This window comes from Peribacillus sp. FSL E2-0218 (assembly GCF_037992945.1).
Taxonomy (GTDB): Bacteria; Bacillota; Bacilli; order Bacillales; family DSM-1321; genus Peribacillus; species Peribacillus simplex_B.
This window is the reverse complement of sequence record NZ_CP150304.1, coordinates 3,172,343-3,198,502: the sequence shown is the minus strand read 5'-3', so window position 1 is coordinate 3,198,502 and position 26,160 is coordinate 3,172,343. Positions and strand designations below refer to the sequence as shown.

30 protein-coding genes are annotated in these 26,160 nt (G+C 44.2%); 22 read left to right on the top strand and 8 right to left on the bottom strand.

Going from position 1 to position 26,160, the window contains the following annotated elements:
- Positions 1-10 precede the first annotated feature (10 nt).
- The gene (locus tag MHI53_RS15365; RefSeq protein WP_340371679.1) at positions 11-940 is read right to left on the bottom strand and encodes an alpha/beta hydrolase; all 930 of its coding nucleotides are present in this window, start codon (positions 938-940) and stop codon (positions 11-13) included.
- Positions 941-1,072: 132 nt separating this feature from the next.
- Here MHI53_RS15365 and MHI53_RS15360 point away from each other — a divergent pair, with 132 nt between their 5' ends.
- Positions 1,073-1,330: a YqkE family protein gene (locus MHI53_RS15360; RefSeq protein ID WP_061144358.1), complete on the top strand. Its 258-nt coding sequence runs from the start codon at positions 1,073-1,075 to the stop codon at positions 1,328-1,330.
- A 167-nt stretch (positions 1,331-1,497) separates the two neighbouring features.
- Positions 1,498-1,935, top strand: coding sequence for a MarR family transcriptional regulator (locus MHI53_RS15355; protein WP_061144357.1), 438 nt, complete (start codon positions 1,498-1,500; stop codon positions 1,933-1,935).
- A gap of 59 nt (positions 1,936-1,994) precedes the next feature.
- On the opposite strand, the gene MHI53_RS15350 is transcribed toward MHI53_RS15355, so the two are convergent.
- From MHI53_RS15350 to mciZ, 3 genes are all read right to left on the bottom strand, one after another.
- Positions 1,995-2,420 (bottom strand): Ohr family peroxiredoxin, encoded by a 426-nt coding sequence (locus MHI53_RS15350; protein ID WP_061144356.1) that lies wholly within the window; start codon positions 2,418-2,420, stop codon positions 1,995-1,997.
- A gap of 254 nt (positions 2,421-2,674) precedes the next feature.
- The gene (locus tag MHI53_RS15345; RefSeq protein ID WP_340371678.1) at positions 2,675-3,583 is read right to left on the bottom strand and encodes an aldo/keto reductase; all 909 of its coding nucleotides are present in this window, start codon (positions 3,581-3,583) and stop codon (positions 2,675-2,677) included.
- 57 nt (positions 3,584-3,640) lie between these two features.
- Positions 3,641-3,802 carry a Z-ring formation inhibitor MciZ gene (mciZ, locus tag MHI53_RS15340; RefSeq protein ID WP_081092573.1) on the bottom strand — a complete coding sequence of 54 codons (162 nt, stop codon included), beginning with the start codon at positions 3,800-3,802 and terminating at the stop codon, positions 3,641-3,643.
- Between the two features lie 75 nt (positions 3,803-3,877).
- On the opposite strand from mciZ, the gene MHI53_RS15335 reads away from it, so the two are divergent.
- Both MHI53_RS15335 and MHI53_RS15330 read left to right on the top strand, forming a co-directional pair.
- Positions 3,878-4,429 carry an NUDIX hydrolase gene (locus MHI53_RS15335; protein WP_061144354.1) on the top strand — a complete coding sequence of 184 codons (552 nt, stop codon included), beginning with the start codon at positions 3,878-3,880 and terminating at the stop codon, positions 4,427-4,429.
- The gene (locus MHI53_RS15330; protein ID WP_061144353.1) at positions 4,430-5,608 is read left to right on the top strand and encodes an endonuclease Q family protein; all 1,179 of its coding nucleotides are present in this window, start codon (positions 4,430-4,432) and stop codon (positions 5,606-5,608) included. It begins immediately after the preceding gene.
- Positions 5,609-5,791: 183 nt separating this feature from the next.
- On the opposite strand, the gene MHI53_RS15325 is transcribed toward MHI53_RS15330, so the two are convergent.
- Positions 5,792-6,355 carry a GNAT family N-acetyltransferase gene (locus MHI53_RS15325; protein WP_061144352.1) on the bottom strand — a complete coding sequence of 188 codons (564 nt, stop codon included), beginning with the start codon at positions 6,353-6,355 and terminating at the stop codon, positions 5,792-5,794.
- Between the two features lie 138 nt (positions 6,356-6,493).
- Here MHI53_RS15325 and spoIIM point away from each other — a divergent pair, with 138 nt between their 5' ends.
- The 17 genes from spoIIM to lysA all read left to right on the top strand — a co-directional run bounded on the left by spoIIM (position 6,494) and on the right by lysA (position 23,447).
- Entirely contained in the window at positions 6,494-7,141 is a 648-nt protein-coding gene (spoIIM, locus tag MHI53_RS15320) for a stage II sporulation protein M (RefSeq protein WP_340371677.1), read from the top strand.
- A gap of 119 nt (positions 7,142-7,260) precedes the next feature.
- Positions 7,261-7,719: a Fur family transcriptional regulator gene (locus tag MHI53_RS15315; RefSeq protein ID WP_061144437.1), complete on the top strand. Its 459-nt coding sequence runs from the start codon at positions 7,261-7,263 to the stop codon at positions 7,717-7,719.
- 184 nt (positions 7,720-7,903) lie between these two features.
- The gene (locus MHI53_RS15310) at positions 7,904-8,131 is read left to right on the top strand and encodes a YqzK family protein (protein WP_057914302.1); all 228 of its coding nucleotides are present in this window, start codon (positions 7,904-7,906) and stop codon (positions 8,129-8,131) included.
- Between the two features lie 2 nt (positions 8,132-8,133).
- A complete protein-coding gene (gene xerD, locus MHI53_RS15305) occupies positions 8,134-9,027 on the top strand; it encodes a site-specific tyrosine recombinase XerD (RefSeq protein WP_061144350.1) in 894 nt (297 codons plus the stop codon).
- Between the two features lie 295 nt (positions 9,028-9,322).
- A complete protein-coding gene (gene deoB, locus MHI53_RS15300) occupies positions 9,323-10,510 on the top strand; it encodes a phosphopentomutase (RefSeq protein ID WP_340371676.1) in 1,188 nt (395 codons plus the stop codon).
- Positions 10,511-10,525: 15 nt separating this feature from the next.
- A complete protein-coding gene (locus tag MHI53_RS15295; RefSeq protein ID WP_061144348.1) occupies positions 10,526-11,338 on the top strand; it encodes a purine-nucleoside phosphorylase in 813 nt (270 codons plus the stop codon).
- Positions 11,339-11,403: 65 nt separating this feature from the next.
- Positions 11,404-12,708, top strand: a complete 1,305-nt coding sequence (locus MHI53_RS15290) for a pyrimidine-nucleoside phosphorylase (RefSeq protein ID WP_061144347.1) — start codon at positions 11,404-11,406, stop codon at positions 12,706-12,708.
- Positions 12,709-14,101: 1,393 nt separating this feature from the next.
- Complete coding sequence (locus MHI53_RS15285) at positions 14,102-15,268, top strand: D-alanyl-D-alanine carboxypeptidase family protein (protein WP_340371675.1); 1,167 nt, start codon at positions 14,102-14,104, stop codon at positions 15,266-15,268.
- Between the two features lie 129 nt (positions 15,269-15,397).
- Entirely contained in the window at positions 15,398-15,748 is a 351-nt protein-coding gene (gene spoIIAA, locus MHI53_RS15280) for an anti-sigma F factor antagonist (protein WP_061144345.1), read from the top strand.
- Between the two features lies 1 nt (position 15,749).
- Positions 15,750-16,190 (top strand): anti-sigma F factor, encoded by a 441-nt coding sequence (gene spoIIAB, locus MHI53_RS15275; RefSeq protein WP_057914309.1) that lies wholly within the window; start codon positions 15,750-15,752, stop codon positions 16,188-16,190.
- A 13-nt stretch (positions 16,191-16,203) separates the two neighbouring features.
- Complete coding sequence (sigF, locus tag MHI53_RS15270) at positions 16,204-16,971, top strand: RNA polymerase sporulation sigma factor SigF (RefSeq protein ID WP_061144344.1); 768 nt, start codon at positions 16,204-16,206, stop codon at positions 16,969-16,971.
- A 310-nt stretch (positions 16,972-17,281) separates the two neighbouring features.
- Positions 17,282-18,571 carry an NCS2 family permease gene (locus MHI53_RS15265; RefSeq protein ID WP_061144436.1) on the top strand — a complete coding sequence of 430 codons (1,290 nt, stop codon included), beginning with the start codon at positions 17,282-17,284 and terminating at the stop codon, positions 18,569-18,571.
- Between the two features lie 137 nt (positions 18,572-18,708).
- Positions 18,709-19,332 carry a stage V sporulation protein AA gene (locus MHI53_RS15260; RefSeq protein ID WP_061144343.1) on the top strand — a complete coding sequence of 208 codons (624 nt, stop codon included), beginning with the start codon at positions 18,709-18,711 and terminating at the stop codon, positions 19,330-19,332.
- On the top strand, positions 19,322-19,744 hold the full coding sequence (locus MHI53_RS15255) for a stage V sporulation protein AB (RefSeq protein ID WP_061144342.1): 423 nt from the start codon (positions 19,322-19,324) through the stop codon (positions 19,742-19,744). The genes MHI53_RS15260 and MHI53_RS15255 overlap by 11 nt, the downstream gene beginning before the upstream one ends.
- A 40-nt stretch (positions 19,745-19,784) precedes the next feature.
- Entirely contained in the window at positions 19,785-20,390 is a 606-nt protein-coding gene (locus tag MHI53_RS15250) for a stage V sporulation protein AE (protein WP_061144341.1), read from the top strand.
- Positions 20,347-21,831, top strand: coding sequence for a spore germination protein (locus tag MHI53_RS15245; RefSeq protein WP_260320340.1), 1,485 nt, complete (start codon positions 20,347-20,349; stop codon positions 21,829-21,831). The genes MHI53_RS15250 and MHI53_RS15245 overlap by 44 nt, the downstream gene beginning before the upstream one ends.
- A gap of 287 nt (positions 21,832-22,118) precedes the next feature.
- Entirely contained in the window at positions 22,119-23,447 is a 1,329-nt protein-coding gene (gene lysA, locus MHI53_RS15240; protein WP_061144339.1) for a diaminopimelate decarboxylase, read from the top strand.
- 87 nt (positions 23,448-23,534) lie between these two features.
- On the opposite strand, the gene MHI53_RS15235 is transcribed toward lysA, so the two are convergent.
- Positions 23,535-24,404 (bottom strand): DUF1002 domain-containing protein, encoded by an 870-nt coding sequence (locus tag MHI53_RS15235; protein ID WP_340371674.1) that lies wholly within the window; start codon positions 24,402-24,404, stop codon positions 23,535-23,537.
- A gap of 557 nt (positions 24,405-24,961) precedes the next feature.
- Between MHI53_RS15235 and MHI53_RS15230 the strand changes: the two genes are divergently transcribed.
- Positions 24,962-25,306, top strand: a complete 345-nt coding sequence (locus tag MHI53_RS15230) for a GNAT family N-acetyltransferase (RefSeq protein WP_061144338.1) — start codon at positions 24,962-24,964, stop codon at positions 25,304-25,306.
- Positions 25,307-25,334: 28 nt separating this feature from the next.
- Here MHI53_RS15230 and MHI53_RS15225 read toward each other — a convergent pair whose 3' ends face one another.
- Positions 25,335-25,871, bottom strand: coding sequence for a DUF309 domain-containing protein (locus MHI53_RS15225; RefSeq protein WP_061144337.1), 537 nt, complete (start codon positions 25,869-25,871; stop codon positions 25,335-25,337).
- Between the two features lie 159 nt (positions 25,872-26,030).
- Positions 26,031-26,123, bottom strand: a complete 93-nt coding sequence (locus MHI53_RS15220) for a YjcZ family sporulation protein (RefSeq protein WP_072273196.1) — start codon at positions 26,121-26,123, stop codon at positions 26,031-26,033.
- Between the last annotated feature and the right edge of the window lie 37 nt (positions 26,124-26,160).

The following is a 26,160-nucleotide window of genomic DNA, read 5'->3' as shown; positions in this document are numbered from 1 at the left end:
AGAGGGAGGATTAGATCCCCTCTGTTTCCTTTCTCTTTTTCAGACAAGTTTCTAGAAACTGATCGATTTGAGCTTCATATTCTTGCGGATTCTCATTATAAGATTGAGCATGGGCCCCTTTTTTAGCGATGTACAGCTGCTTTGGGCCCTCTTTTGCTGCATATAATTCCATCGTCATCGAAACGGGAATGAAGGTGTCCTTTTCACTGTGAATGAAGAGCACTGGGCTGCGGATGTTTTTAATATACTTGATCGGGGACACTTCATTGGTCCAATATCCGTCCCGGAGTTTGATGAACATACGTCCAAGCGGAAATACGGTCCATGAAGGAATGGGGATTTCCGCCTTGAGCTGATGTTGAATCTGATCCTCGAAAGTTGAAAATGGACAGTCGGCAATGTAAAAGTCAGCGCCATCTTCCAGCATCCCGGCATATAACAGCAAGGTTGCGGCCCCCATGGACTCCCCGTGAATGCCGATGGTAAGGTCACGGCCTTTACGCCGCTTCAATTCATCGATTACGGCCTTCAGGTCGAGCTTTTCATAATGTCCATAGCTGCTCGTCTTGCCGCCGGAATCCCCGTGGCGACGGTGATCATAAATGATGGCATTAAAGCCCCGCTTAAGAAAAATATTCATATACTTAATCGAATTGACTTTATTTTCCGTCACACCGTGGGAAATGACAACCCACTGATTGGTTTCATGCGGTTCGACAAACAAGCATTTCAATGCATAGCCCGAGGGTGAGGATACCCAGATTTCCGTTTTGGGCAGATTATCAAAATCCTCCCTGTTCAGGCGTTTGGCCAGGATTTCCCGGTTTTGGATAAAAGCATCTTCCTTTTTTTTCATGTACATGATCCGATTGGAGAAATAAAGGCCTACGCCGATGATATAAGTTAGAATTCCAACTAATGCAAGCCACCATTTTTTCATGAAGGATCCCCCTCGTTTGATTTTCTTTATTTTACCATGAGGGAAATGGGAAAACACGGTTTGAAAACCGTAACGGGAAAAACGGCAATCATGATATAATCAGGTCATAATAAGGGCTAGGAGGTTTTAAGGATGAAAAAGAAACAGCCACGTAAGCAAAATCCGAGTAAAAACCAAGAGAAAGATTCATCATTGAAACTTGGCGATATGCTCAATCAGGATATCATGTCCCAGCTTCGTCAAAAGCAAAAAGAACTGAACGAGGCGGAAGTTGAGAAAAAGGCCGCTGAAGAAGAAAAGAAACGCGCAGAAAGAAAGCAGCGGGAGAAAAATAAATCATTCGAAGAGCTATTGGGTGAAAGCAATTTGAACTGGAAGAATTATAAATAAAGAACAAAACGGAGTGAAGGATGGGGCTGTTCCTATTTTCGGGATTATTTATAACGGAGAGCTGCCTTTCATCCATCCGGATATTCCTTTATTTTATACAGCAGAACGATTATAGTAAAGATAAGTTCCGATGAAGATCGGACTGACTAAGACTAGCTGGTGATATGATGCAAAACAAACTGGAAAATGTGCTTGAAAATCAATTATGTTTCCTGCTTTATGCAAGCTCAAGGGAAATGACGAAAAAATATAAACCGCTGCTGGATAAACTTGATGTGACGTATCCTCAATATCTCGTCCTTCTCCTGCTGTGGGAACAGGATACACTCACGGTCAAAAAATTAGGGGAACTGCTTGCCCTTGATTCAGGAACGCTTACCCCGATGTTGAAACGAATGGAGCAGAATGATTTGATTGTCCGTGAACGTTCCACCCAAGATGAGCGTTCCGTGATGATTTTGCTGACGGAAAAGGGACGCGGCTTGCAGGCAGAGGCCTGCTTCATTCCCGATCGCATTTCAGCTATATCAGGCGAAGATAAGCGGGTGGTCGAAGATTTGAAAGCTTCGTTGCTGCATCTGCTGAAAACTTTACAGCAATTTTAAAGAAAAAACGCTTTGGGTGAGATTTCACCCGAAGCGTTTTTGTTGTTGGTGGATATTCATTAATCTACATCGATCTCAATGGCGACGTCGACATTGCCATTGATTGCTTTTGAATAAGGACACATTTGATGTGCTTTATGAACAAGGGCTTCGAACGTCTCTTTATCGATGCCCGACCCTTTCACAGCCAAAGTGACAGCCAAGCTGTACTGATGCATCTCACCCATCAATAAACTGACGCTCGCAGTGACCTTTGAAGCGAATGAAACACGTTCGACTTTCCCGACTGATTGCAACGCACTATCGAAGCATGCTGCATACCCAGCAGCAAAAAGCTGCTCCGGATTGGATGCTTCAGGCATCTGTTTGGCCCTCGGTGTTCCCGGCATCGCGATATCAACCGTAAAGTTACCATCCGCAGAAATGGCCGTTCCTTCTCTTCCGCCGTCAACCGTTACAGATGTAGTGAATAAGGTTTTAGTCATTGTCATTCTCCTTGATTTTTTGTATTTTAAATTGTGTACAACTGAATTGTACAACATCTATTTGGGGATGGCAACAAAAAAGATTGATTCAATGACTGGGCGTGACCCCATCGTTTCCGGACACGTTAGAAAAAAATAATATTGTTGAAACTGCAGGGCGGGCAATCCGAAAGCAAACGGAAACAGGCTGCCCCCTCCCGCTGGTTAAACGTGGATGGGGCAGCCTGTTTCCGTTTAGTTCACGATTTCATCTATCAATCTCGATGGCTTTCATATCGGCTCGCTTTGGTCAGCTGCTTCAAGATGTCAAACTCGGTTTTTGACAAGGAAGGGCTGCTGGCGGCCCGGCAGTTTTCACGGAGCTGCTTTACTGAACTTGCTCCCGGGACAACGGTAGCGACGCTTGGGTGTGACAATATATATTGAAGCGCCGTTTCATTTAATTTCCGGTCAGAAAGCTTGTCCTTTAATTGCGGAAGCAAATCTTTCAGTTCGTGATAGCTATAATCAAGATATCCATCCTCATGTGCTTTTTCGAGCATTTTCTCGCTAAGCAGGCCTTTGGCAAGGGGGCCTCGTGCGATGATGCTGATCTGTTTGCTTGCCAAAAGGGACATCCACTCTTCAGGGCGGCGGTCAAGCAGGCTGTACTGCATCATTACGGAATCAAGCTCGGACTTTTCAGTGAATTCCTTGATCACGTTCGGGCGGATCGAGGAGATGCCATAATGACGAATATAGCCTTCCTTTTTTAGCTCTTCAAACGCTTCTACCGTTTCTTCGATATTATCTGCGAGAGTTCCTCCATGTAGCTGGTAAAGATCGATGTAATCCGTTCCGAGCCGCTTTAAGCTATCTTTTACAGCTGTTTTGATATAGGCGGCAGAAGGGTCCCAAGACCAGGAATCCTTATTTTCATTCCAACGATTCCCGACCTTGGTGGCAATGTATACCTGTTCGCGAACCGCCTTTACATTCCTTCCGACGATTTCTTCATTCACACCGAAATCATACAGATCTGCGGTATCAAAATAATTGATCCCTTCATCTAAAGCGGCTTGGATGATTTCGGATGCCTGTTTTTCATCAGTCCCCAATGACATGCATCCGAGCCCAATTTCAGAAACGAGCAACTCAGAATGACCAAGTCTGCGTTTTTTCATATATCCACACTCCCTTTACGTTCATTGTAAAGGAGAATTCCATTTCACTCAAAGAATTCACTTGATTCTTTTTAAAGGAGTTTGGGGAACCTGATGGTGTATGTCGGCAATCCAATCATTGATATAGACATATTGATCTTGCAATTGTTTTAGCTTTTGCAGGATTTCCCAGCTTTTACCGGATAAAGTAACGCTTTTTTCCAACACATAAATCTTCATTAAATCGCCCTCCATCTCTAGTATGGTAAAATGTATGAGAAATCATGCTGCAATTAGAACAGAGGAGTGTTCAGGATGAAAAAATTTGAAGAAAAAACGCTGTCATCGGAAAAAATCTTCACAGGAAGGGTAATCAGCCTGCAAGTGGATAAGGTGGAGCTTCCCGATGGGAAAACAGGTAAACGTGAAATAGTCAAACATCCGGGCGCCGTTGCGATCATAGCCCTTACGGATGAAAATAAAATCATCATGGTTGAACAGTATCGTAAAGCGCTGGAAAGAAGCTTGATAGAAATCCCTGCCGGAAAGCTTGAAAAAGGAGAGGAACCGGTTCTATCAGCAGAACGGGAGCTGGAAGAAGAGACAGGTTATGAATGCGAAAAAATGGAGCATATCATCTCTTTTTACACATCGCCAGGCTTTGCTGATGAATTGGTCCATCTGTATGTGGCCCATAATTTGAAGAAGAAAGAAAATGCGGCACCGCTGGATGAAGATGAATTTGTCGAGCTGATCGAACTTACGCTGGAGGAAGCCCAAAATTATTTACTGGAAGGAAAAATCCAGGATGCCAAGACGGCATATGCCGTTCAGTATCTGTTGCTGAAAAAGGCGATGACTTCATAAATGAAAGAGTTTTACGCTGACCTCCATATCCATATAGGCAGGACGGGAAGCGGGAAGGCCGTGAAAATAACCGGTGCTAAAACGTTGACCTTCAGCAACGTCCTGCAGGTGGCAAGTGAGAGGAAGGGCCTTGATTTAATCGGGATCATTGATTGCCATTCGCCGGAAATCATCGAAGAGATAGAAGCGGCGATTGTGGATGGGGAAATCATCGAGAAGCGTGAAGGCGGTCTCCTGTACCGGAATACGACGGTCATTCCCGGCTCGGAGATTGAAATTTATGATCAACATTGCAATGGACCGATCCATGTTCTTGCCTATTTCCCCAGCTTAACGGCGATGAAGGAATTCTCCGCATGGATGAGCGGCCATGTTAAAAACATTACATTAAGTTCGCAAAGGATTTATTGTGATGGCAGGACGCTGCAAAAAATCGTAAAGTCACTCGGCGGTCTGTTCATCCCAGCCCATGTTTTCACCCCATTTAAAAGCTTATATGGAAAAGGGGTGCGATTCAGTCTGACGGAAGTATTCGATCCAAGGCTGATTGATGCCATCGAGCTTGGTCTAAGCTCGGATACAGAAATGGTCGAGGATATCGCGGAGCTGGAGTCCTATCCCTTCGTGACGAACTCCGATGCGCATTCGCTTGGGAAAATCGCTCGGGAATATCAAAAAATCCAGCTCAAGGAACCAACCTTCGCTGAGCTGGAAAAAGCGCTTCGAGAAGAGGGGAATCGTAAAGTCCTCGCCAATTATGGTTTGAACCCTCTATTGGGGAAATATCATAAAACCGTATGTTCAGCATGTTTCCACGAGGTATTGAACGGAAATGGGCCATGTAGCGAATGCGGAAATGAATCAATCATAAAAGGAGTATCTTCCCGCATCAAGGAACTGTCCATGTCAAAAGTGGATGGAGGATGCAAAAGGGAAAGACCGCCGTATATCCATCAAGTGCCACTCGACTTCATCCCTGGACTTGGACCAAAAGCCATGGAGAAACTGCTGGAGGCGTTTGGAACGGAAATGAACATCCTTCATGGAGCTACGCTCGAACAGCTTAAGGAAATCGTCTCCGATAAGCTGGCAGGCTACATCAATGCAGCCGGGAAAGGGACGCTAATCTTGGAAGCGGGGGGCGGAGGAAAGTACGGAAAGGTCAAAAAGGAAAGCTGAAGGGTTAAGGGCAAAACCAACCTGATGAGATGCTGTCTGTCTAGTGCAGGCGGCATCTTTTTTTAAGATTCCGGAGCTAGAGCCACGAGAAACATTTTCTTCTTATAAATAAACGGACCCTGCAGGATAGACTTTTTTAAAAGTGTCCATTCCATAGGGTCCATGTTAAGCTGTCAGGGTTAGTTAATTTGTCGTTTTGGCATAGATCGAGGTGCTCCGCAATTCCTTGCCATCTGCACTGAGGCTATCATTTTGCAAGATTCCTTCAAGCGTATACCCCAGCTTCTCGGGAATGCGTGCGCTGGCAATATTATTGGGATCACAGCGAATTTCAACTCGCTTGGCTCCATAATGGTAAAAAGCGAACTTCGTCAACTTTTCTATCGCCTCCGTAATGTACCCTTTTTTACTGTACCTCGTATCAATCCAATAGCCGATTTCAAATTTAGGAATATCCCAATCAATTCGGTGCAGGCCGGTGGAACCGATGAACTGGTCGTCTTCCTTCCTATAAATAAGCAGCCGGATATCCTCTTTTAAAATAAAGTCCGCTAAGGATTTCAGGATGTTCCGCTCGGAAATTTCCGCTGAGGCCTCCTGATGGGCAAATGGGAGCCATTGTTTAAGTTCATGTTCAGAATGAATAATGGCTTCGTAAACATCAAGGCCATCGCCTGGCTGGCATGGCCTTAAATATAATCGCGGGGTTTCGATTTTTTCTGGGAAATCCATCAATATCGCTTTCATAACGTACCTCCATCCAATGATTATGGGAAATTATAGCACAAATTCCAGTTCAAGTGTTCGCTTGCAGCGAAAGTTTTCTTGGCATAAATGAGAGAGTGAAAACATAGATTCTAGTAAGCGGAGTTGGGAGGATGAAAGATGAAAAAAAAATCTGTCGTACAAAATGCCGTAATGAAACATATTAACGAACATTCCTCATTATATGTCTTTATCACTGTGCTTTTTTTGATGGGTGTCATTTTTGGAGCGGTGCTGGTGAATAGTTTGAGCTTTACCCAAAAGGAGGACTTGTTCTATTATTTATCGCAATTCTTCGGACAAGTATCCAAAGGTGAATTTGCCTCTTCGCATGATATGTTCAGCCAAAGTATCATGCATAATATAAGATATATCGGCTTCATTTGGATACTGGGAATTTCCGTCATCGGCTTGCCGGTCATTTTGGTATTGTTATTCATAAAAGGGATGGTAGTCGGATTCACAGTCGGTTTTTTGGTCAACCAAATGGGATGGAGTGGGTTCTTATTATCTTTCGTCTCCATTTTGCCCCAAAATATCTTCATCGTGCCGATCTTCATCGTGATAACGGTCCTTGCCGTGTCACTATCGATGAAAATGATCAGCCGGATTTTCCTTAAGCAGGTTCGTGAGCCGCTTAAGCCAATCATATCAAGGTATATTTTCTCATTGGTCCTGTCTGGTTTGTTTTTGGTAACAGCTGCAGCATTTGAAGCGTACCTATCACCTTCCTTGATGAAAAATGTCGTGAGTTTATTGGGGCATTGACGGAAATTTGCCTTTATCGCAAATTTTTTTATCATTAACAAGAAATCTATTTTGACAGTTTTCCCTCATTTGATATAATGGATAAGATAGCGGCGCGGGAGGGAATATTAGGTATGGAAATAGAAAACAGAATCGATAGGATAAAAAAGCAGTTGCACTCGTCCAGCTACAAATTGACGCCTCAGCGAGAAGCGACCGTCCGCGTTTTACTTGAGCACGAAGAGGATCATTTAAGCGCAGAAGACGTTTACCTCCTTGTCAAAGAAAAGTCGCCGGAAATTGGATTGGCAACAGTATACCGTACGCTAGAGTTGCTGACTGAATTGAAAATAGTGGATAAAATTAACTTTGGAGACGGGGTTTCCCGTTATGATTTAAGACAAGAAGGAGCTGCGCATTTCCATCATCATCTTGTTTGTGTGGAATGCGGTGCAGTGGATGAGATCCAGGAAGACTTACTTGAAGACGTGGAATCCATCGTGGAACGCGATTGGAACTTCAAGATAAAAGATCATAGATTAACCTTTCATGGCATTTGTCATCGCTGTCATGATAAACAAGAAAATAAAGGTGAATGAAGACAGACCTTTTCCATTTACTGGAGAAGGTTTTCTGCGTTTTAAAAAGACCCGAAACCTGTAACGGGCAAGTGGATGTCCGCAAAGGAGAGGCGTTTTTTTCCTTCTCCCCATCGAAACACGTATAAAACTTGTCCTGTTGGGCATAGATTGATACAAGGGATCGAATGGGAGGGGAAAGATGATGAAAACATCATTATCGCTTGTTTTACATACGGCTAAAGTGATGGTGCTCTTCGTAAGCTTCACTGTCCTTTTTTATATAGGGATGGTATGGTTAAATCAGGAATACCAAAGTTATCATCGTTATGACGAACCGAAAGGGATGGCCGTGAAAGTATCGAAGGCCGTCGACACGGGTGATGATGCATGGCTGGAACGGTTAATGCTGTTTTATTTAAACGGGGAGTGACTATGGAAAATCAAATCAGGGATTTCATTCATTTTTTAACGATTGAAAAAGGTCTTGCCAAGAATACGCTCGTTTCCTATGAGCGCGATTTAAGATCCTATTGGAAGTATCTGATGGAAGTTGAATCCATCGGTGACTGGAACGGTTCACGGCGTGTGAATATCCTGCATTTTCTCATTCATTTGAAGGACCAAGGGAAATCATCGAAAACGGTTGCTCGCCATATTGCCTCGATTCGGTCTTTTCATCAATTCCTTCTGAGGGAAAAAGTGACCGATCAGGACCCGTCGATACATATAGATACACCGAAACCGGAGCGTACCCTGCCGAAAGTGCTGAGCATGGAAGAGGTTGAAGCGTTATTGGAAGCCCCGAAAGCGATGGACGAATTCGGCTTGCGCGATAAGGCGATGCTTGAATTGATGTATGCGACGGGAATGCGGGTCAGTGAGCTGATATCGTTGGATGTGAGTGATGTTCATGCTTCGATGGGGTTTGTCCGTTGTGTCGGGAAAGGAAATAAAGAGAGGATCATCCCGATTGGACAAACGGCATTGGGAGCCATTGAACATTATTTAAAGAGTTCCCGAGGGAAATTGGCAAGCCTAAAGCACAGGACGGATTCACTTTTTTTGAATCATCATGGCAACAGGCTGACACGACAGGGGTTTTGGAAGATTCTAAAGAAACTTGTAAAATCGGCCCATATAGAAAAAGAAATCACACCGCATACGCTCAGGCATTCCTTTGCGACCCATTTATTGATGAATGGTGCTGATTTACGAGCCGTCCAGGAGATGCTGGGACATGCGGATATTTCGACAACGCAAATTTATACACATATTAGTAACGTTCGCATCAAGGATGTGTATTCAAAATTCCATCCGCGGGCATAATAGAATGGTAGAATGATAGAGCGGTTGCTTCCTTCCTGCAGATCAGGGAGGGGAGCGGCCTTTTTATGGTAAGTGCGAGTAGCGAAAATCCGGCTGGGAATTCCTGCTCATGCTTATCAACACTTCGTTGTTTTTTTGAAATATATTATTTGTCTCCATCTAGGTAATCGTTTACAATATAGAGAGGTCAGACTTCTGACGTTCTCGCGATTTGATTTTTTTACAGAGTAACTAAGCTGGATAAGGGTAATATAAAGAGTATAAAAAGCGATTTACTATTTTAGGAGGAATGAGCATGGAAGGGAATTCAGCTTTTAAACGTATATTTGTAGTGGTCATGGATTCGGTTGGAATCGGCGAAGCACCCGATGCGGATTTATTCGGCGATAAAGGGTCCGATACACTCGGGCATATTGCAGAAGAAATGAATGGGCTGCACATGCCGAATCTGGCAAAACTCGGTTTAGGCAATATCCGTGAAATAAAAGGGATAGATAAAGCTCAGCAACCTCTCGCATACTATACGAAAATGAAAGAAGCATCAACGGGAAAAGATACGATGACCGGGCATTGGGAAATCATGGGGCTGAACATCTCCACGCCATTCCGTGTGTTTCCAAACGGATTTCCTGAATTGTTGGTCAATGAACTTGAAGCGAAAATGGGCCGTGGAATTATAGGAAACGTCCCAGCAAGCGGAACGGAAATCATGGAAAGGCTTGGCGAAGAGCATATGAAGACGGGCGCATTGATTGTTTATACATCAGCTGATTCCGTTTTGCAGATCGCTGCACATGAAGATATCGTTCCGATTGAAGAATTATACAAGATTTGTGAAATTGCACGTGAAGTGACAATGGCTGATGAGTACAAAGTCGGACGCGTGATCGCGAGACCTTTCACTGGGGAACCGGGCAGCTTCAAAAGGACGTCTAATCGTCATGATTATGCATTGAAGCCTTTTAATCGGACAGTGATGGATGAATTGAAGGATTCGGGATTCGATGTTCTTGCAATTGGGAAAATCTCGGATATTTTTGATGGGGAAGGCGTAACTGAATCACTGAGGACCGTATCCAATATGGACGGAATGGACAAATTGATCCAAACGATAGACCAGGACTTCAGGGGACTGAGCTTCCTTAACCTAGTCGACTTCGATGCTTTATACGGCCACCGTCGCGATCCGGAGGGATACGGTAAGGCATTGGAAGAATTCGACGCCAGGATGCCGGAAGTCCTTGAAAAGCTGAAAGAGGATGACTTATTGATCATCACTGCCGATCATGGAAATGACCCTGTACATGAAGGAACCGATCATACACGTGAATATGTGCCATTACTGGTCTATTCCAAACGATTTAAAGAAGGAACCGAGCTTCCAATAAGAGATACATTTGCAGATATCGGGGCGACAGTTGCTGCTAATTTCGATGTGAAAATGCCTGCCTTCGGGAAAAGTATATTGGGCGATTTAAAATAAGGGGGAGAGAAATAGATGTTCAATAAAATAGAGACAGCTGCAGCATTCATAAAAAATAAGATAGAAGGCTCTCCGGAAATAGGACTGATACTTGGTTCCGGACTGGGAGTATTGGCAGATGAAATAGAAAATCCGATCACGATTCCTTACCATGATATCCCGGAGTTTCCGGTATCGACTGTTGAAGGACACGCAGGTCAGCTTGTCATTGGCCAACTAAGCGGTAAAAAAGTGGTGGCGATGCAAGGTCGTTTTCATTTTTATGAAGGCTACTCAATGGAGAAGGTCACCTTCCCTGTACGTGTAATGAAACTTCTCGGTGTGAAACAGTTAATCGTGACGAACGCTGCCGGAAGTGTTAATGAAAGCTTCGCACCAGGAGATTTGATGCTCATTACCGATCATATCAATTTTATGGGGACAAACCCGCTGATCGGCCCTAATGAAGATCGTTTCGGTCCTAGGTTCCCTGATATGTCTGAAGCTTATAATAAAGACCTACGGGCTAAAGCGAAAAAAATCGCATCTTCACTTGGCATGGATATTAAGGAAGGCGTCTATGTGGGGAATTCAGGGCCGACCTATGAAACACCGGCAGAAGTGAAAATGGCAAGGATCCTTGGAGGGGATGCTGTTGGCATGTCCACTGTTCCCGAAGTCATCGTGGCTAGACATAGTGACATGAAAGTTCTCGGGATTTCATGCATAACCAACATGGCCGCAGGCATTCTGGATCAGCCGTTGTCACATGAAGAGGTAATCGAAACGACTGAAAAGGTGAAAAGCAGTTTTCTGGAATTTGTTAAGCAAATCGTTAAGGACATATAAACCGATCAAAAAAAATACAAGTGCACCCGAGAACGGCGGTGCCTTTAAGAAGTGGGGATTCTAATATGAGAATGGTAGACTTAATTGAGAAAAAACGTGATGGAAAGGCCCTTTCAACAGAGGAAATCCAGTTCATTATCAAAGGCTTCACGGATGGAACGATTCCTGATTACCAAATGAGTGCTTGGTCAATGGCTGTTTATTTCAAAGGAATGAATGAGCAGGAGCGCGCTGATTTAACGATGGCAATGGTCGAGTCGGGTGATCAAATTGATTTATCGATGATTGAAGGGATCAAGGTCGATAAACATTCAACAGGCGGTGTTGGCGATACGACGACACTAGTGCTTGGACCATTGGTCGCTGCGGTAGGTGTTCCCGTTGCAAAAATGTCAGGACGAGGTCTTGGCCACACGGGCGGCACGATCGATAAGTTGGAATCTGTTTCGGGTTTTCATGTAGAAATTGAAAATGATGAATTCATTCGACTTGTGAATAAAAACAAAATCGCAGTCATCGGACAAAGCGGGAACTTGACCCCAGCCGATAAAAAACTGTATGCCTTGCGCGATGTAACGGCCACCGTCAATAGCATCGGTTTGATTGCCGGCTCGATCATGAGCAAGAAAATAGCTGCCGGTGCCGATGCAATTGTACTTGATGTTAAAACGGGAGCAGGGGCTTTCATGAAAACCCTTGCAGATTCGGAAGAATTGGCGCATGCGATGGTGAGTATCGGGAACAACGTCGGAAGAAATACGATGGCTGTCATTTCCGACATGAGCCAACCGCTTGGATATGCAATCGGAAATGCCCTGGAAGTGAAGGAAGCAATCGATACGCTTAAAGGAGAAGGACCGGAGGATTTAACGGAACTTTCTTTAACACTGGGAAGCCATATGGTATACCTAGCAAAAAAAGCAAGCTCATTGAAAGAGGCAAGAACATTGCTTGAAAATGCAATCAAAGATGGATCTGCACTTAACTCGTTCAAGATATTCTTGGAAGCGCAGGGTGGCGATGGATCGGTTGTCGATCATCCGGAAAAACTTCCGCAGGCGTCTTATACCTTTGAGCTGGAAGCGAAAGAGGACGGATATGTATCGGAAATCATCGCTGACGAAGTGGGGACGGCAGCCATGCTTTTAGGCGCAGGCCGGGCGACGAAAGAATCGGAAATCGATTTGGCAGTCGGGCTTGTACTCCGTAAAAAAATTGGGGAAACCGTGGCAAAAGGTGAATCCCTTGTAACGATTTACAGCAACTTTGAAGATGTTTCAAAAGTGAAGGAAAAATTGTATGAAAGCATTGCGGTTTCAAAAGCGAAAGTTGAAAAACCGACATTGATTTATAAAGAAATTATGGAATAAGAACATTTGCCAAAATGTCACTGTAGACAAACTCGATAACCATTGAGTTTGTCTACAGTTTTTTTAGATTTTGGATTTAATGCCCCTTTGCTCGACCACTAGGACGGATCCCGACAAAGTTTAAAGAATCTAAACGTAGACCGTTTCATTGCACTGCAGGCGTTCCCTTTCCGCGGGCGGTCCGTGAGCCTCCTCGGCTTTCAGCCTGCGGGGTCTCACGTAGACACGCATATCCCGCAGGAGTCTCCCGCCTTCCGTTCCATTCCACTCTGCTTGACCACTAGGACGAATCCCGATTGTACAAAGTTTGGATAATCTGAACTAGACCGTTTCATTGCACTGCAGGCGTTCCTTTTCCCGCGGGCGGTCCGTGAGCCTCCTCGGCTTTCAGCCTGCGGGGTCTCACGTAGACACGCATATCCCGCAGGAGTCTCCCGCCTTCCGTTCCATTCCACTCTGCTTGACCACTAGGACGGATCCCGATTGTACAAAGTTTGGATAATCTGAACTAGACCGTTTCATTGCACTGCAGGCGTTCCCTTTCCGCGGGCGGTCCGTGAGCCTCCTCGGCTTTCAGCCTGCGGGGTCTCGCGTAGACACGCATATCCCGCAGGAGTCTCCCGCCTTCCGTTCCATTCCACTCTGCTTGACCACTAGGACGGATCCCGATTGTACAAAGTTTGGATAATCTGAACTAGACCGTTTCATTGTACTGCAGGCGTTCCCTTTCCGCAGGCGGTCCGTGACCTCCTCGGCGTTTGCGCCTGGGTACCACATAGACATGCATATCCCTTAGGAGTTCTGCGCACCCGTTCCATTTCACTCTGTGTGACCATGTAAATGGAATCAGGTTGGCGCAAAATTGTTGGCGAGAAACGGTACAAAAAGCATGTAAAAAGTTTGATTTTTATAAGAATGCGCCTCAAGTTCTAGGCAAAGTTAAACTCGCGAGTAAAAGTGCCGAACTGGCTAATAACGCTCCGAACTGGTGAAAGAACGCATCAACTCGAGCCAAATTCGATAATAATGCGAATGGAGCAGTCAAGAAACGATCGCAATTGTGTGTGAAAAGCGCGAAATTCACGAAAAACGGCCTCGAATTCCATGCAAAACCCGGGTTCGTGAGTAACTTGTACCTTAGACCGCCTCATACCACTGTGTGTGACCAACCACGAAGATGGAATCCATATTACCGACAGTTGGAGATCTGAAACTCAACCGTTTCATTTTACTTCTGGAGCCGCTTATCCAGAGTCGGTCGGGGTGAGCAGAGGGGAACATATGCATACTCTTTTATCTTATGTGTCTGTTGAAAATTCAAAATTGATCTTTATTTGTATAAAAATGGGTTTTGTGGAAAAAATAAATGATATAAAGATTGGAGGGTATGGAGATGAAGCGGGTTCTTTCTCTATTTTTAATGGTATTAATCGCAATAAGTTTTGGCATCCCACATACAAAGGCAGCGGAAAATAAAGGAGTGGACTTGGCAGCGAATGCTAAATCCGCTATTTTGATTGAACGGGATACAGGTACTGTTCTATATGATAAAAATTCGGATGTTCGTCTTTCACCGGCAAGCATGACGAAAATCATGACGATGCTGCTGATCATGGAAGCGATTGATAAAGGCGAGCTTAGCATGAAGGAAAAAATCAGGACGAGCGAGTATGCAGCATCGATGGGGGGATCCCAAATTTTCCTCGAGCCAGGTGAAGAAATGACCACAGAGCACATGCTTAAAGGCATCTCGATTGGTTCTGCGAATGACGCATCGGTGGCGATGGCTGAACACCTTGCCGGTTCGGAAGAAGAATTCGTTAAGAAAATGAATGAAAAGGCAAAAGAACTTGGTTTAAAAAATACAAAGTTCCAAAACGCAACAGGCCTTCCGGTTAAGGATCATTACAGTTCCGCCCATGATATGTCGATCATGGCGAAGGAGCTATTGAAATACGATACGATTACAAGGTTCACGGGTACATATGAAGATTATCTCCGTGAAAATACGGAAAAGAAATTCTGGCTTGTGAACACGAACAGATTGGTGAAATTTTACCCAGGCGTGGATGGCCTGAAGACAGGATTCACGAATGAAGCGAAGTACTGTTTAACAGCAACGGCAAAAAAGGGGAATATGCGCGTCATTGCCGTCGTATTCGGAGCTGCTTCCCCAAAGGAACGGAATGCACAGGTTACGAAGATGCTGGATTACGCATTTTCACAATACATCACCTATCCGATTTATAAGCGCGGAGAGGTGCTAGGGGAAACGAAGGTAAGTAAAGGCAATGAGAAATCTGTTGTTGGTGTGACAAGCGAGCCTATTTCAGTTTTGACGGCCAAGAACGGAACGGCCAAGGACTTCACTAAAAAAATCACACTTAATAAAGATTTGAAAGCTCCGATTCAAAAGGGTGATGAAATCGGGACGCTTGAATTGAAGAAAAACGGAAAGGTATATGTAAAATCGCCAATTGTTGCGAAGAAAACGGTTAAAAATGCGAGCTGGTGGCAACTGTACAAACGTGCTTTCGGCATGTTTACCCAAGCCAAATAAGAAAAATGTCGCAATGGCTGGTAATAGTACTAATTTAGGCGAAACGGCACTAGTTTTGTTGTTAAGAAGGAATCGGCAGGTGAAAAAGAGAATTTGACTCTTATAAGACAGTGAAGGAGGCTGTATATAGTGAGTCTTACGATTAATATGGAGGCGAAGAATCGTGTATTGTGCATTCGTCTCAAAGGTGATTTGGATCATCATACAGCAGAAAGATTGAAAAACCAGGCAGAGGCAGCCATTCAAAAGCATAACATCCAGCATATTATCCTCAACATGGAAGAATTGCATTTTATGGACAGTTCAGGGCTCGGCGTCATTTTAGGGCGTTATAAGCAAGTCAATAAAAAGCAAGGCGAAATGGTGGTCTGTGCAATTTCTCCAGCAGTAAAGCGGTTATTTGAGATGTCAGGGTTGTTTAAAATTGTTAAAATGGAACTATCCGAAAAAAACGCTTTGCAAAGACTGGGGGTTGCCTAATATGAAAAATAAAATGGAAACGAAATTTTCTGCACTAAGCCAAAATGAATCTTTTGCCAGGGTAACTGTTGCGGCTTTCATCGCCCAATTGGACCCGACGATGGATGAATTGACGGAAATCAAGACGGTCGTGTCTGAAGCGGTTACGAATTCAATCATTCATGGGTATGAGAGTGACCCGGAAGGTTGGGTATACATTTCAGCGGTCATCGAAGGCGATACCGTCGAGCTGACCATAAGGGATGAAGGACTGGGCATTGAGGACGTCGAAGAAGCCAAACAACCGTTGTTCACGACGAAGCCGGAGCTTGAACGTTCTGGCATGGGATTCACCATTATGGAAAACTTCATGGATGAAATCAATATCGTATCCCATAAGGGCGAAGGCACGATCATTCGATTAAAAAAGCACTTAACTACAAGCAGAGCTTTGTGCAATTAAGGGAGACTTGCATATGGATGTGGAGGTTAAAAACGAGAAGAGCAAAAAAGGTCAGCCCCATTTAAAAGATGAGGAATTGCGGAGTTTAATCCAACGCAGCCAAAGCGGTGATCAAGACGCAAGAAACCTGATCGTCAATAGCAATCTTAGGCTTGTATGGTCAGTGGTGCAAAGATTCCTCAATCGAGGTTACGAACCGGATGACCTGTATCAAATTGGCTGTATTGGTCTGTTGAAGTCCGTGGATAAATTTGACTTATCGTTTGAAGTGAAGTTCTCAACGTATGCTGTGCCAATGATCATTGGTGAAATCCAACGTTTTATCCGCGATGACGGAACTGTAAAGGTCAGCCGGTCCTTAAAGGAAATGGCGAATAAAATCCGCAGGGCGAAAGAAGAACTTTCCAAGACGTATGGCCGTGTCCCGACTGTCAATGAACTGGCGGAACACCTCGACCTATCGCCTGAGGAAATCATCATGGCCCAGGAAGCAAGCAGGAGCCCTTCATCCATCCATGAAACGGTTTACGAGAATGATGGGGACCCGATTACGCTTCTTGATCAGATTGCCGATAATAATGAAACATCATGGTTCGATCAGATCGCCTTAAAAGAAGCAATCCAGGAATTGAATGAAAGAGAAAGACTGATCGTTTTCCTGAGATATTACAAGGACCAGACACAATCGGAAGTGGCTGCGAGGCTTGGAATATCGCAAGTTCAAGTTTCTAGGCTAGAAAAAAAGATTCTTCAGCAAATGAAAAACCACATGAATCAATGATTCATGTGGTTTTTCATTTTTTTCTGGAGATAAATCTCTTGTTTGGAAGAAAGTGAAAGTGATTGACTCCCTTTCATCCGGGAAGGATAAAAAAATATGAAAATATCGCTGTCCATCCAATTTTTTTATTGAATTTAGAATTAAAAACGAATATTATAGTAAAGGTCGCGCTTTTCATTCGTTTTTTTTCGTTCATTCAACGAATGTTTCAACAGGAAAAGCGTCGTTGCAGTATAATTCTAGGGCACCAAGTCTTTGCATGCAAACGGTTGTCGGTGTTTCCTTTAGATCTGGAGGTCTAAATATGTTTATGGAAAAGTTTTTCTCCCTGAAAGAAAATGGGACGGATATCCGTACGGAAGTCATGGCGGGTGTTACGACATTTTTGACTATGGTTTATATCCTGATTGTGAATCCCGCTTTGCTATCTTCAATCGGAATTCCGTTTGAACAAGTTTTCATGGCAACGGTCATATCAGCTGTGATAGGTACCCTTTTAATGGGGCTGGTCGCGAAATATCCGATTGCAATAGCGCCGGGCATGGGTTTGAATGCTTATTTTGCTAGTGTTGTGGGAGCGCAGGGCCTCTCCTATCAGACGGTATTCGGGACTGTTTTCATCGCAGGCCTGCTATTTTTATTAATTAGCGTGACGAGCTTGCGTAAAATGATTATTGATGCCATTCCCAATTCTTTAAAGTATGGCATTACATCCGGAATCGGTTTATTCATCGCGTTCATCGGATTGAAGAATGCAGGGATCGTTGTTCCTAATGAATCAACGATGGTGACTCTCGGTGATTTGCATCAGCCAGGAACCGTTTTAGCTTTAGCTGGCTTGTTCATTACTTTGATTTTGATGGCGCGCAATATTAAAGGGGCCATTTTCATTGGGATGATCGTTACGGCCGTAATCGGCTATTTCATTGGATTGCTCGATTTCAATGGCGTCTTATCGGTGCCTCCCACACCGGTATTTTTTGATATCGATATTGCTGGGGTCTTCACCCATTCTTTATATTCGGTTGTTTTTGCCTTTCTGCTTGTAACGATCTTTGATACGACAGGTACCTTGATTGGTGTGACGGAGCAGGCTGGGCTCACGAAGGACGGTAAAATCCCACGCGCCAAGAAGGCATTTTTGGGTGATGCAATTGCAACGACAGTGGGCTCCATGTTTGGTACAAGCCCATCGACTGCTTACGTTGAATCGAGCACGGGTGTGGCTGCAGGCGGGCGTACCGGTTTAACGGCAACAGTCGTGGCAATCCTGTTCGCTGCTTCGATTTTCTTTTCTCCTCTTATATCTGCAATCTCGTCAGTTGCTGCGATCACGGCTCCTGTTTTGATTATCGTCGGATGCTTCATGATGGAAGGTTTGGCGAAAGTCAATTGGAAAACATTCGATGAGGCATTTCCGGCGTTTGCGATCATTTTGACAATGCCGCTTACGTCAAGCATATCGACTGGGATAGCAATTGGGTTCATTACCTATCCACTTATGAAGCTTTTCAGCGGAAAAGGGAAATCGGTTCATCCGCTCATTTATATTTTTGGAGTAATCTTTTTGGTGCAACTCATTTTCTTCCCTACTCATTAATTACAAAAAAGACATGCTGTCATTGCAGCGTGTCTTTTTTTTGTAATTAGTAATATATGGACATGCGTCACTTCCTGCATTTTCATTCTGCTTGGAATCCATACTACTATCATAAGGAAATAAAAGGTCGGGATGTGATGAACGTGGCGGTTGTATATATCAGGATGAGGAACCGTGTACAAGTAAATGGAAATCAGACGGTGAGGATAAAAGATATAGCAAGGATAATCGGGCCTGAAGATGAAATTGGAATGATTGAAGAAATCTTGTTACTGACCGTCAAGAAGGAAGACAGGAATATCATCGTCATCGATCTGGCCCAAGTGATCATGGCCATTCGAAAAGTGGATGCATCCATTGAAGTGGAAACCTTCGGGCCATCCCAAACGATCATCGAAATCATTCTCACGAAGAAGAAAATGTCATTTCTCACATTCGCGCTAGTTTGGTTCTTACTGTTCATCGGCGGTGCGATGACCATCATGAATTTTCATGTGGATGTCAGCATGGGGGAAGTGCATCAAAAAATCTTTACGATCATTACGGGGAAAGTGGAGGAAAAACCGTTATTGATCCAAATTCCATATAGCTTTGGTCTTGGGATAGGGATGATTTTATTTTTCAATCATTTCTTTAAAAAACGCTTCAATGAGGAACCTAGTCCACTCGAGGTTGAAATGTTCAACTATCAGCAGGACTTGGACCGTTATGTCACCATGAATGAAAACAAGGAGAACGTGCGTCATCTTGATGACAGGTAGAATTATCTTTGGGATTTTTGCCGGTTTAGCCGGTGGTTTCGCGACAGGTGCAGGTTTTGTAGCGTTTTTAACTGTACTTGGCGTGATTCCGAGACTGACTCAGCTGACAAAAACAATGAAAATGATCCATTACTACGAAGGAGCCATCATCGCCGGTGTTGTCGCGGGCACATGGTTCGGACTACAAGAGACGGAGTTTTTCCTGCCTCCATTCTTATTGATTCCGATCGGATTGGCTGACGGGGTCTTCAATGGGATGCTGGCAGCTGCCCTGACCGAGGTTCTCAACGTTTTCCCCGTTTTGTCAAAGCGAATCGGCATTCAAGAGAAAATCATTTATCTATTGATGGCACTCGTTTTGGGAAAGATAGCCGGGTCGTTATTTCAGTGGATTTATTTTGTCGATATGTAAATTTTTCAAGTAACTATTCCTGATGAAAGGTAGGCCCAAGATGGTGACCAAACGAAATGTGATATTGATTACCGATGGAGATGAATATGCGAAACGGGCCGTGGAAATTGTAGCCAGGGAAATTGGGGGGCGATGTATCTCCATGTCCCAAGGTAATCCATCACGATATACGGGCTTGGAGCTAGTTGAATTGATTAAAAAGGCGAAGTATGATCCGGTATTGGTCATGTTTGATGATAGCGGCTTTATCGGGGAAGGATCCGGTGAACAGGCGATGAAGGTGGTTGCCGGGCATCCCGATATGAATGTCCTTGGAGTGATAGCGGTCGCTTCAAAGACTAGAAGGGAAGAATGGACCAAGGTCGATGTCTGTATCGATCGTGATGGGAATTTGACACCGAATGGCGTCGATAAGTTCGGTGCCGAGGAATTCGAGTTGGGAAAGATTACAGGAGATACGGTGTATTGCATCGATGGCTTGCATGTCCCGATCGTAGTGGGGGTAGGGGATATCGGTAAAATGTCCCGCCAGGATGACTGCAAAAGGGGTGCACCGATCACGAAGCTAGCGGTGGAAATCATTTTGGAAAGGAGTGGTCATGATGTCTTCAGAAAAACCGCAAAACATGAAACCGATTCCGAATAAGGTAGCGGAAGTAGACGCGTACATGAAAGAGAGAGTGGGTCTTGGCGTCAGCTTTGACTTGGGCGTAAGAAAGATCAAAGTCTTAAAAAAAGATGTACACCTTTACTATATAAACGGTCTGACCGATACGGAGTACATCATAGAAATCCTTGACTCGCTGATCCATAATAAAAACACGGAAATCATGACTACGAAGATTTTTGATGTAGTCAAAGGGTTGCTCGTTCACCAATCCGTTGAAGAAATAAGCACGATGGATGAGCTTGTCGATCAAGTATTATCCGGTTTGATCGTCATCGTTGTCGATGGTAAACCAGTAGGCTTGGTCGTAGATGTCAGGAGTTATCCCGGAAGACAGCCTGAAGAACCGGATACCGAGAAAGTCGTTCGCGGTTCCCGGGATGGTTTTGTCGAAAACATCATCGTGAATACGGCAATAACGAGACGAAGAATCCGGGATGAACGATTGCGCTTTGAAATGCTGCACGTTGGCGAACGCTCCAAAACGGATATTTCTATTGGATACATTAAAGGGATCGCCGACCCCGATTTGATCGATATCGTTCGTAAGGAATTGGAAAGCATTGATGTCGATGGATTAACGATGGCTGATAAAACGATCGAAGAGTTCATCGTCAAGCAAAGATATAATCCATATCCGCTCGTCCGGTATACCGAACGTGCCGATGTTGCGGCAACGCATTTACTTGAGGGGCACGTCCTGATCTATGTGGATACCTCCCCGAGTGTCATTATCACCCCGTCTACTCTTTTCCATCATATGCAGCATGCTGAGGAGTATCGGCAGGCACCCGCTGTTGGAACGCTGGTACGCTGGACACGTTTTTTCGGGATTTTCGTTTCGCTATATTTGCTGCCGATTTGGTTATTGTTTTGTTTGGAACCGTCGCTTTTGCCGGAGAAGTTCGAGTTTATCGGACCGAACGAAAAAACGCATATTCCCATTGTGGTCCAAATCTTCATTTCCGATATCGGGATCGAGTTCCTGAGGATGGCAGCCGTCCACACCCCGACGCCGCTTTCGACGGCAATGGGCTTGGTTGCGGCAGTGCTCATTGGGCAAATAGCGATAGATGTCGGCCTATTTGTCCCAGAAGTGGTCCTCTACGCTTCCGTGGCGACAATCGGCACCTTCGTCACCCCAAGCCTGGAACTCGGTGTGGCGAATAAGATTTCCCGTCTGTTCTTGCTGGTGTTGGTCGCTTTGTTTAAAGTGCCTGGCCTAGTCATTGGCATCACGCTCTACATTATTTTATTGACGGGCATTAAAGCTTTAAATACACCGTATTTATGGCCGCTTATCCCATTTCAACCGAAGGCTCTGTCACATATAATATTCAGAAGACCTTTTCCAGGATCAGTGGAGCGTCCAAGTATTGTGCATCCCCAGGATAAATATAGGCAGCCGAGAAAACCTTAAGGTTGATGTTGTCGAAAAGTTGTGGTAATTTAATTTTATTCGGATAAAGCGGTAAAGTTAGGTTTCACAGACAGATAGAGCCTTCATGACTCTTTGACGTTAAACCAATGGCTTTCCCTTCGAACTACTTAGCAGTCATAGATAACAATACTTAAATGGGATGATCGATTGATTCGGATGAGGCTTGTCGATATGGAGGACCCTTCACGAGCATAAGGGGTTCATCATTAGAGGCTGCCTCATTTCTTATTAATCTTTAGTTTCTAAGTCAGGAAGGTGAGGCTATCATGCATTTGTACGGAACCAGCGGTGTCAATGAGCGGGGGCATCTGGAGATTGGCGGAGTGGACACGATCGAGCTGATCGAGCAATTCGGGACACCGTTATATGTTTATGATGTAGAACTGATACGTGAACGGGCAAGGGGGTTCAAAAGGACTTTTGAAGAATTGGGGATTTCAGCACAAGTTGCTTACGCAAGCAAAGCCTTCTCTTCGATTGCCATGATTCAGTTGGCAGATCAAGAGGGACTTTCTCTCGATGTTGTCTCGGCAGGGGAATTGTACACGGCCATTAAGGCGGATTTCCCGACTGAACGCATCCATTTCCATGGAAACAACAAAAGTGAAGAAGAGCTACATATGGCTTTGGATTATAGAATTGGCTGTATAGTAGTCGATAATTTTTCAGAGTTGACCCTTTTAGAAGAGATTTGTACAAACCGTGAACAAAAGATGAAGATCCTTCTTCGTGTTACACCGGGAATCGAGGCCCATACGCATGATTATATCTTGACAGGGCAGGAAGATTCCAAATTTGGTTTCGATCTCATTAATGGCCAGGCGGAAGACGCCCTTAGACAAGCGCTACAGAGCGAATGGCTGGAGGTCCTGGGTCTGCACTGCCATATTGGATCGCAGATCTTTCAAACGACAGGCTTCTTGCTTGCTGCACAAAAAATCATCGGCAAGCTTGATAGCTGGCATGGCTCGATAGGGTATCAGCCAAAGGTTTTGAACCTCGGCGGCGGCTTCGGGATTCGCTATACACAAGAGGATGACCCGCTTCCGGCTTCGCAATATGTCGAAGAGATCGTTAGGGAAGTCCAGAATTTGGTTGCTGATTCTGATTTGCAAATGCCGGAAATCTGGATTGAGCCTGGCCGGTCATTGGTCGGGGATGCGGGTGTGACTTTATATAAAGTGGGCTCTGAAAAGCAAGTGCCCAATGTCCGTAAATATATTGCGGTGGATGGAGGCATGAGTGACAATATACGTCCAGCTCTTTATGAAGCCAAGTATGATGCCATTTTGGCAAACCGGCCGCTTGATCCTGTAGAAGAAACGGTATCGATCGCTGGTAAATGCTGTGAAAGCGGGGATATGCTGATTTGGGATTTACCTTTGCCAAAAGCTGGGCGCGGGGATGTGTTGGCAGTCTTTTGTACAGGGGCATATGGATATTCCATGTCCAATAATTACAATCGAATTCCAAGACCGGCTGTCGTTTTTGTTGAAAATGGGGAAGCACGGCTTGTCATCAAACGTGAGACCTTCGAGGATCTTATTCATTTGGACTTGGCCCTTCATGAAGCGGCTGTCACGAACAAAGAATAAAAAAGAGGCGGCAAAAGCCAACCTCTCAAGCTGTAGGGAAATCCGATAATAATGGGTTTCCCTGCAGTTTTTTTCATTTGGTTAAAATCAGTTGAAAAGTGATTTGATAGCGTCTATTAAACTGCTGAAAACTTCTTTCAGTTTATCCAAAAATGATTGGCCTTCTTCGGATTCAAGAAACTGGGATAGCTTATCTTTTGCTGCTGTTAACTGATCCCCGACCGCGTTCCAATCAATGTTCAATTCTTTTAGCTTGTTGAATAGGTCAATAAGACTTTGAATTTGGGCATCATTCAAGGATATTCCAAGTTCTTTCGCCGAAGATTCGACCACATTGCGCACTTCTTCGGTATTGGCTGGCGGATTTTCAGCCATATTCTCTTTAATTTTCGTTACCAGTGCAGATGCTTCCTCTGTACCGATTTCATCCCCCAATTTGGCCGTTTTCACCATTTCTTCATTGGCGGCCTGCTTCACGTCTTCCGGAATCTTCTTATCCGAAGACAGCTCATATGCTTTAATGACACCTGTCAAAGCTGCTGTACCGGAAACGGGAATCGGCGCCGTTACATAAACGGTAGCATCTTTCACTCCAGCAGTGGCCAAGGCATTGATGTACATTTCATCGGTGACCCAGTTAATGTTTTTCGACTCAAGTTTGAGGCCAGTGCCCTTTTCCTCCAATGTAATGGCGGAAGAGGAAATCGCCTTTGTACCGATTAACCGGCTGGCGATATAATCTCCTAGATATTCATGTTCCTCCGCATTCGTAACGGTTAGAACCTCTACATCTTTGGGGGCTTTCATTTCCGACAAAATCATATTCTTTTGTTCATTTGACAAGTTTTCTCCAAGAGTGACGATCATTTCACCGACAGCTGCATCTGCAAAAGCCTTATATGGCAATAATAGACAAAGCAATATGGTCAAAATGACCCATTTATTCATTTTTTTCATCGTAATCCTCCTTAACATTTTCCTGCTGAATTCAAATCTTCATCTAAAGGGATGCGCTTTAAATGAAGATTCATAGTATTGGACGAAACAAAGGACAGAAAAGATACATATTTTCATAAAAAAATATTCTCTAGCCGAAAGACTGCCCATGAATTCTCAAGGCACGACGGTAGCTTTTGTCCCCAGCATGCCCGATATGAACGAAGAGCACTTTATCAATGTAGTAAAATCGAAGCAAGATTGCAAGGGATATTTGTCAGATTGTGTTAAGTTATAGTAAAATGAATTCGGTATTCGAAAATTTGTACCGTTCATAAAAGGAGTATGGGATGACGAAACGGAATAGGACTCTTTTACTTATGATGCTTGCAACCGCTTTAATTTGGGGGATTGTTTATTGGCTATTTATCGCGTAGTACATAGCACAAGGCATATCCATAAATCAAGTGCTGAAAGTGATGTTGAAACGAACGAGGTTTTTATGTATGATGGAAATGTTATAAATTCAAAGCGAATCAGGTAGATAATAAAAACGTTATTTAGTAACGAGGGATATTATGTTGATTAAGTATAAGAAAAGCTATGAGAAGTTTGCCATGGGATTATTATCTTTCATGCCAAATGAAAAAGAGATAAAAGTGCTCCGGAATACCATGAAGAATTATGAAACAGCTGATAATCTACAGCTGTTCTTATGGAAAGATGAAGAAATTACAGGTTTGATCGGAATAGAGATTTCTCAACAACACATTGAGATACAACATATATCTGTAAATCCATCTTTTCGGCAGCAAGGAATCGGTAAAACGATGGTCAGGGCTATTAAGGAGCAATATCCTGACAAGGAATTAAAGGCAAACGAATTTACGGAGAGCTTTCTTGACCGGTGTGAAGAGGTCTGAATGGGAAAGTGAGAATGGAGGGCCGCCTTTAAGGGCGGTCCTCCGTTTTTGATTGTCGCAGGGATAGTTGCCGGGCCCTTTCAGAAATGACATCCGATCGATCACGGAGCAGATGCTTATGGATTAAAGCTGCATTACCCATGTCGCTTTTCCTGCACCATATGTATCCTTCCTTCACGCACATGGACTGGCATATCTCGATCAACCGAAGATCGGCAATCGGAAGGCTGATGCTTTCATATGGGCTTCCGGATAGCATCCGTTCATGGATAGCGCCGAGCATCTTCAACAGTTTTTCGGGATCAAGTCCCAAATTGAGGAGCTCAGGCTTTTTAGCATGGAGATTTGCAATCGCTTTTGCCATTGTCCGAGCTGCCCCTTTTTTATTTCCCCTTCGATCATGGTACAGGGCAACGGCTATTTGGATGAGGCCGACCCAATGGGAGTCACGCTCCTTTGGGGCGGTTTCCTTCCAATATTCCTCGAGAATTTCATGACATTCGAAGTAATCCCTTGAACCGTGGAAATGGACCAGGAAAGAAAGGTAGTCTTCCGCGTAATTCATTAGGAGCCCCCCTTTTATTTGATGAATCACATAAGGACATGATGCCAGTTTCAAAGCATAACAATCTCGAAGTATCTGTCTAAGTGTAGCATAGAATTTTTTCTTGGAAAATAAAGAAAGCCGATTGCTAAGCAATCAGCTTGATTCATCAGCCTTCCATTAACACCAAGAAGCACCGACGATAACTAACAAAATGAACAATACTACGATAAACGCGAATCCGCCGCCGTTTCCGAAACCACCTGCACCCATAATGAGTACCTCCTTTGTGTTCTGCTATTCTTACATT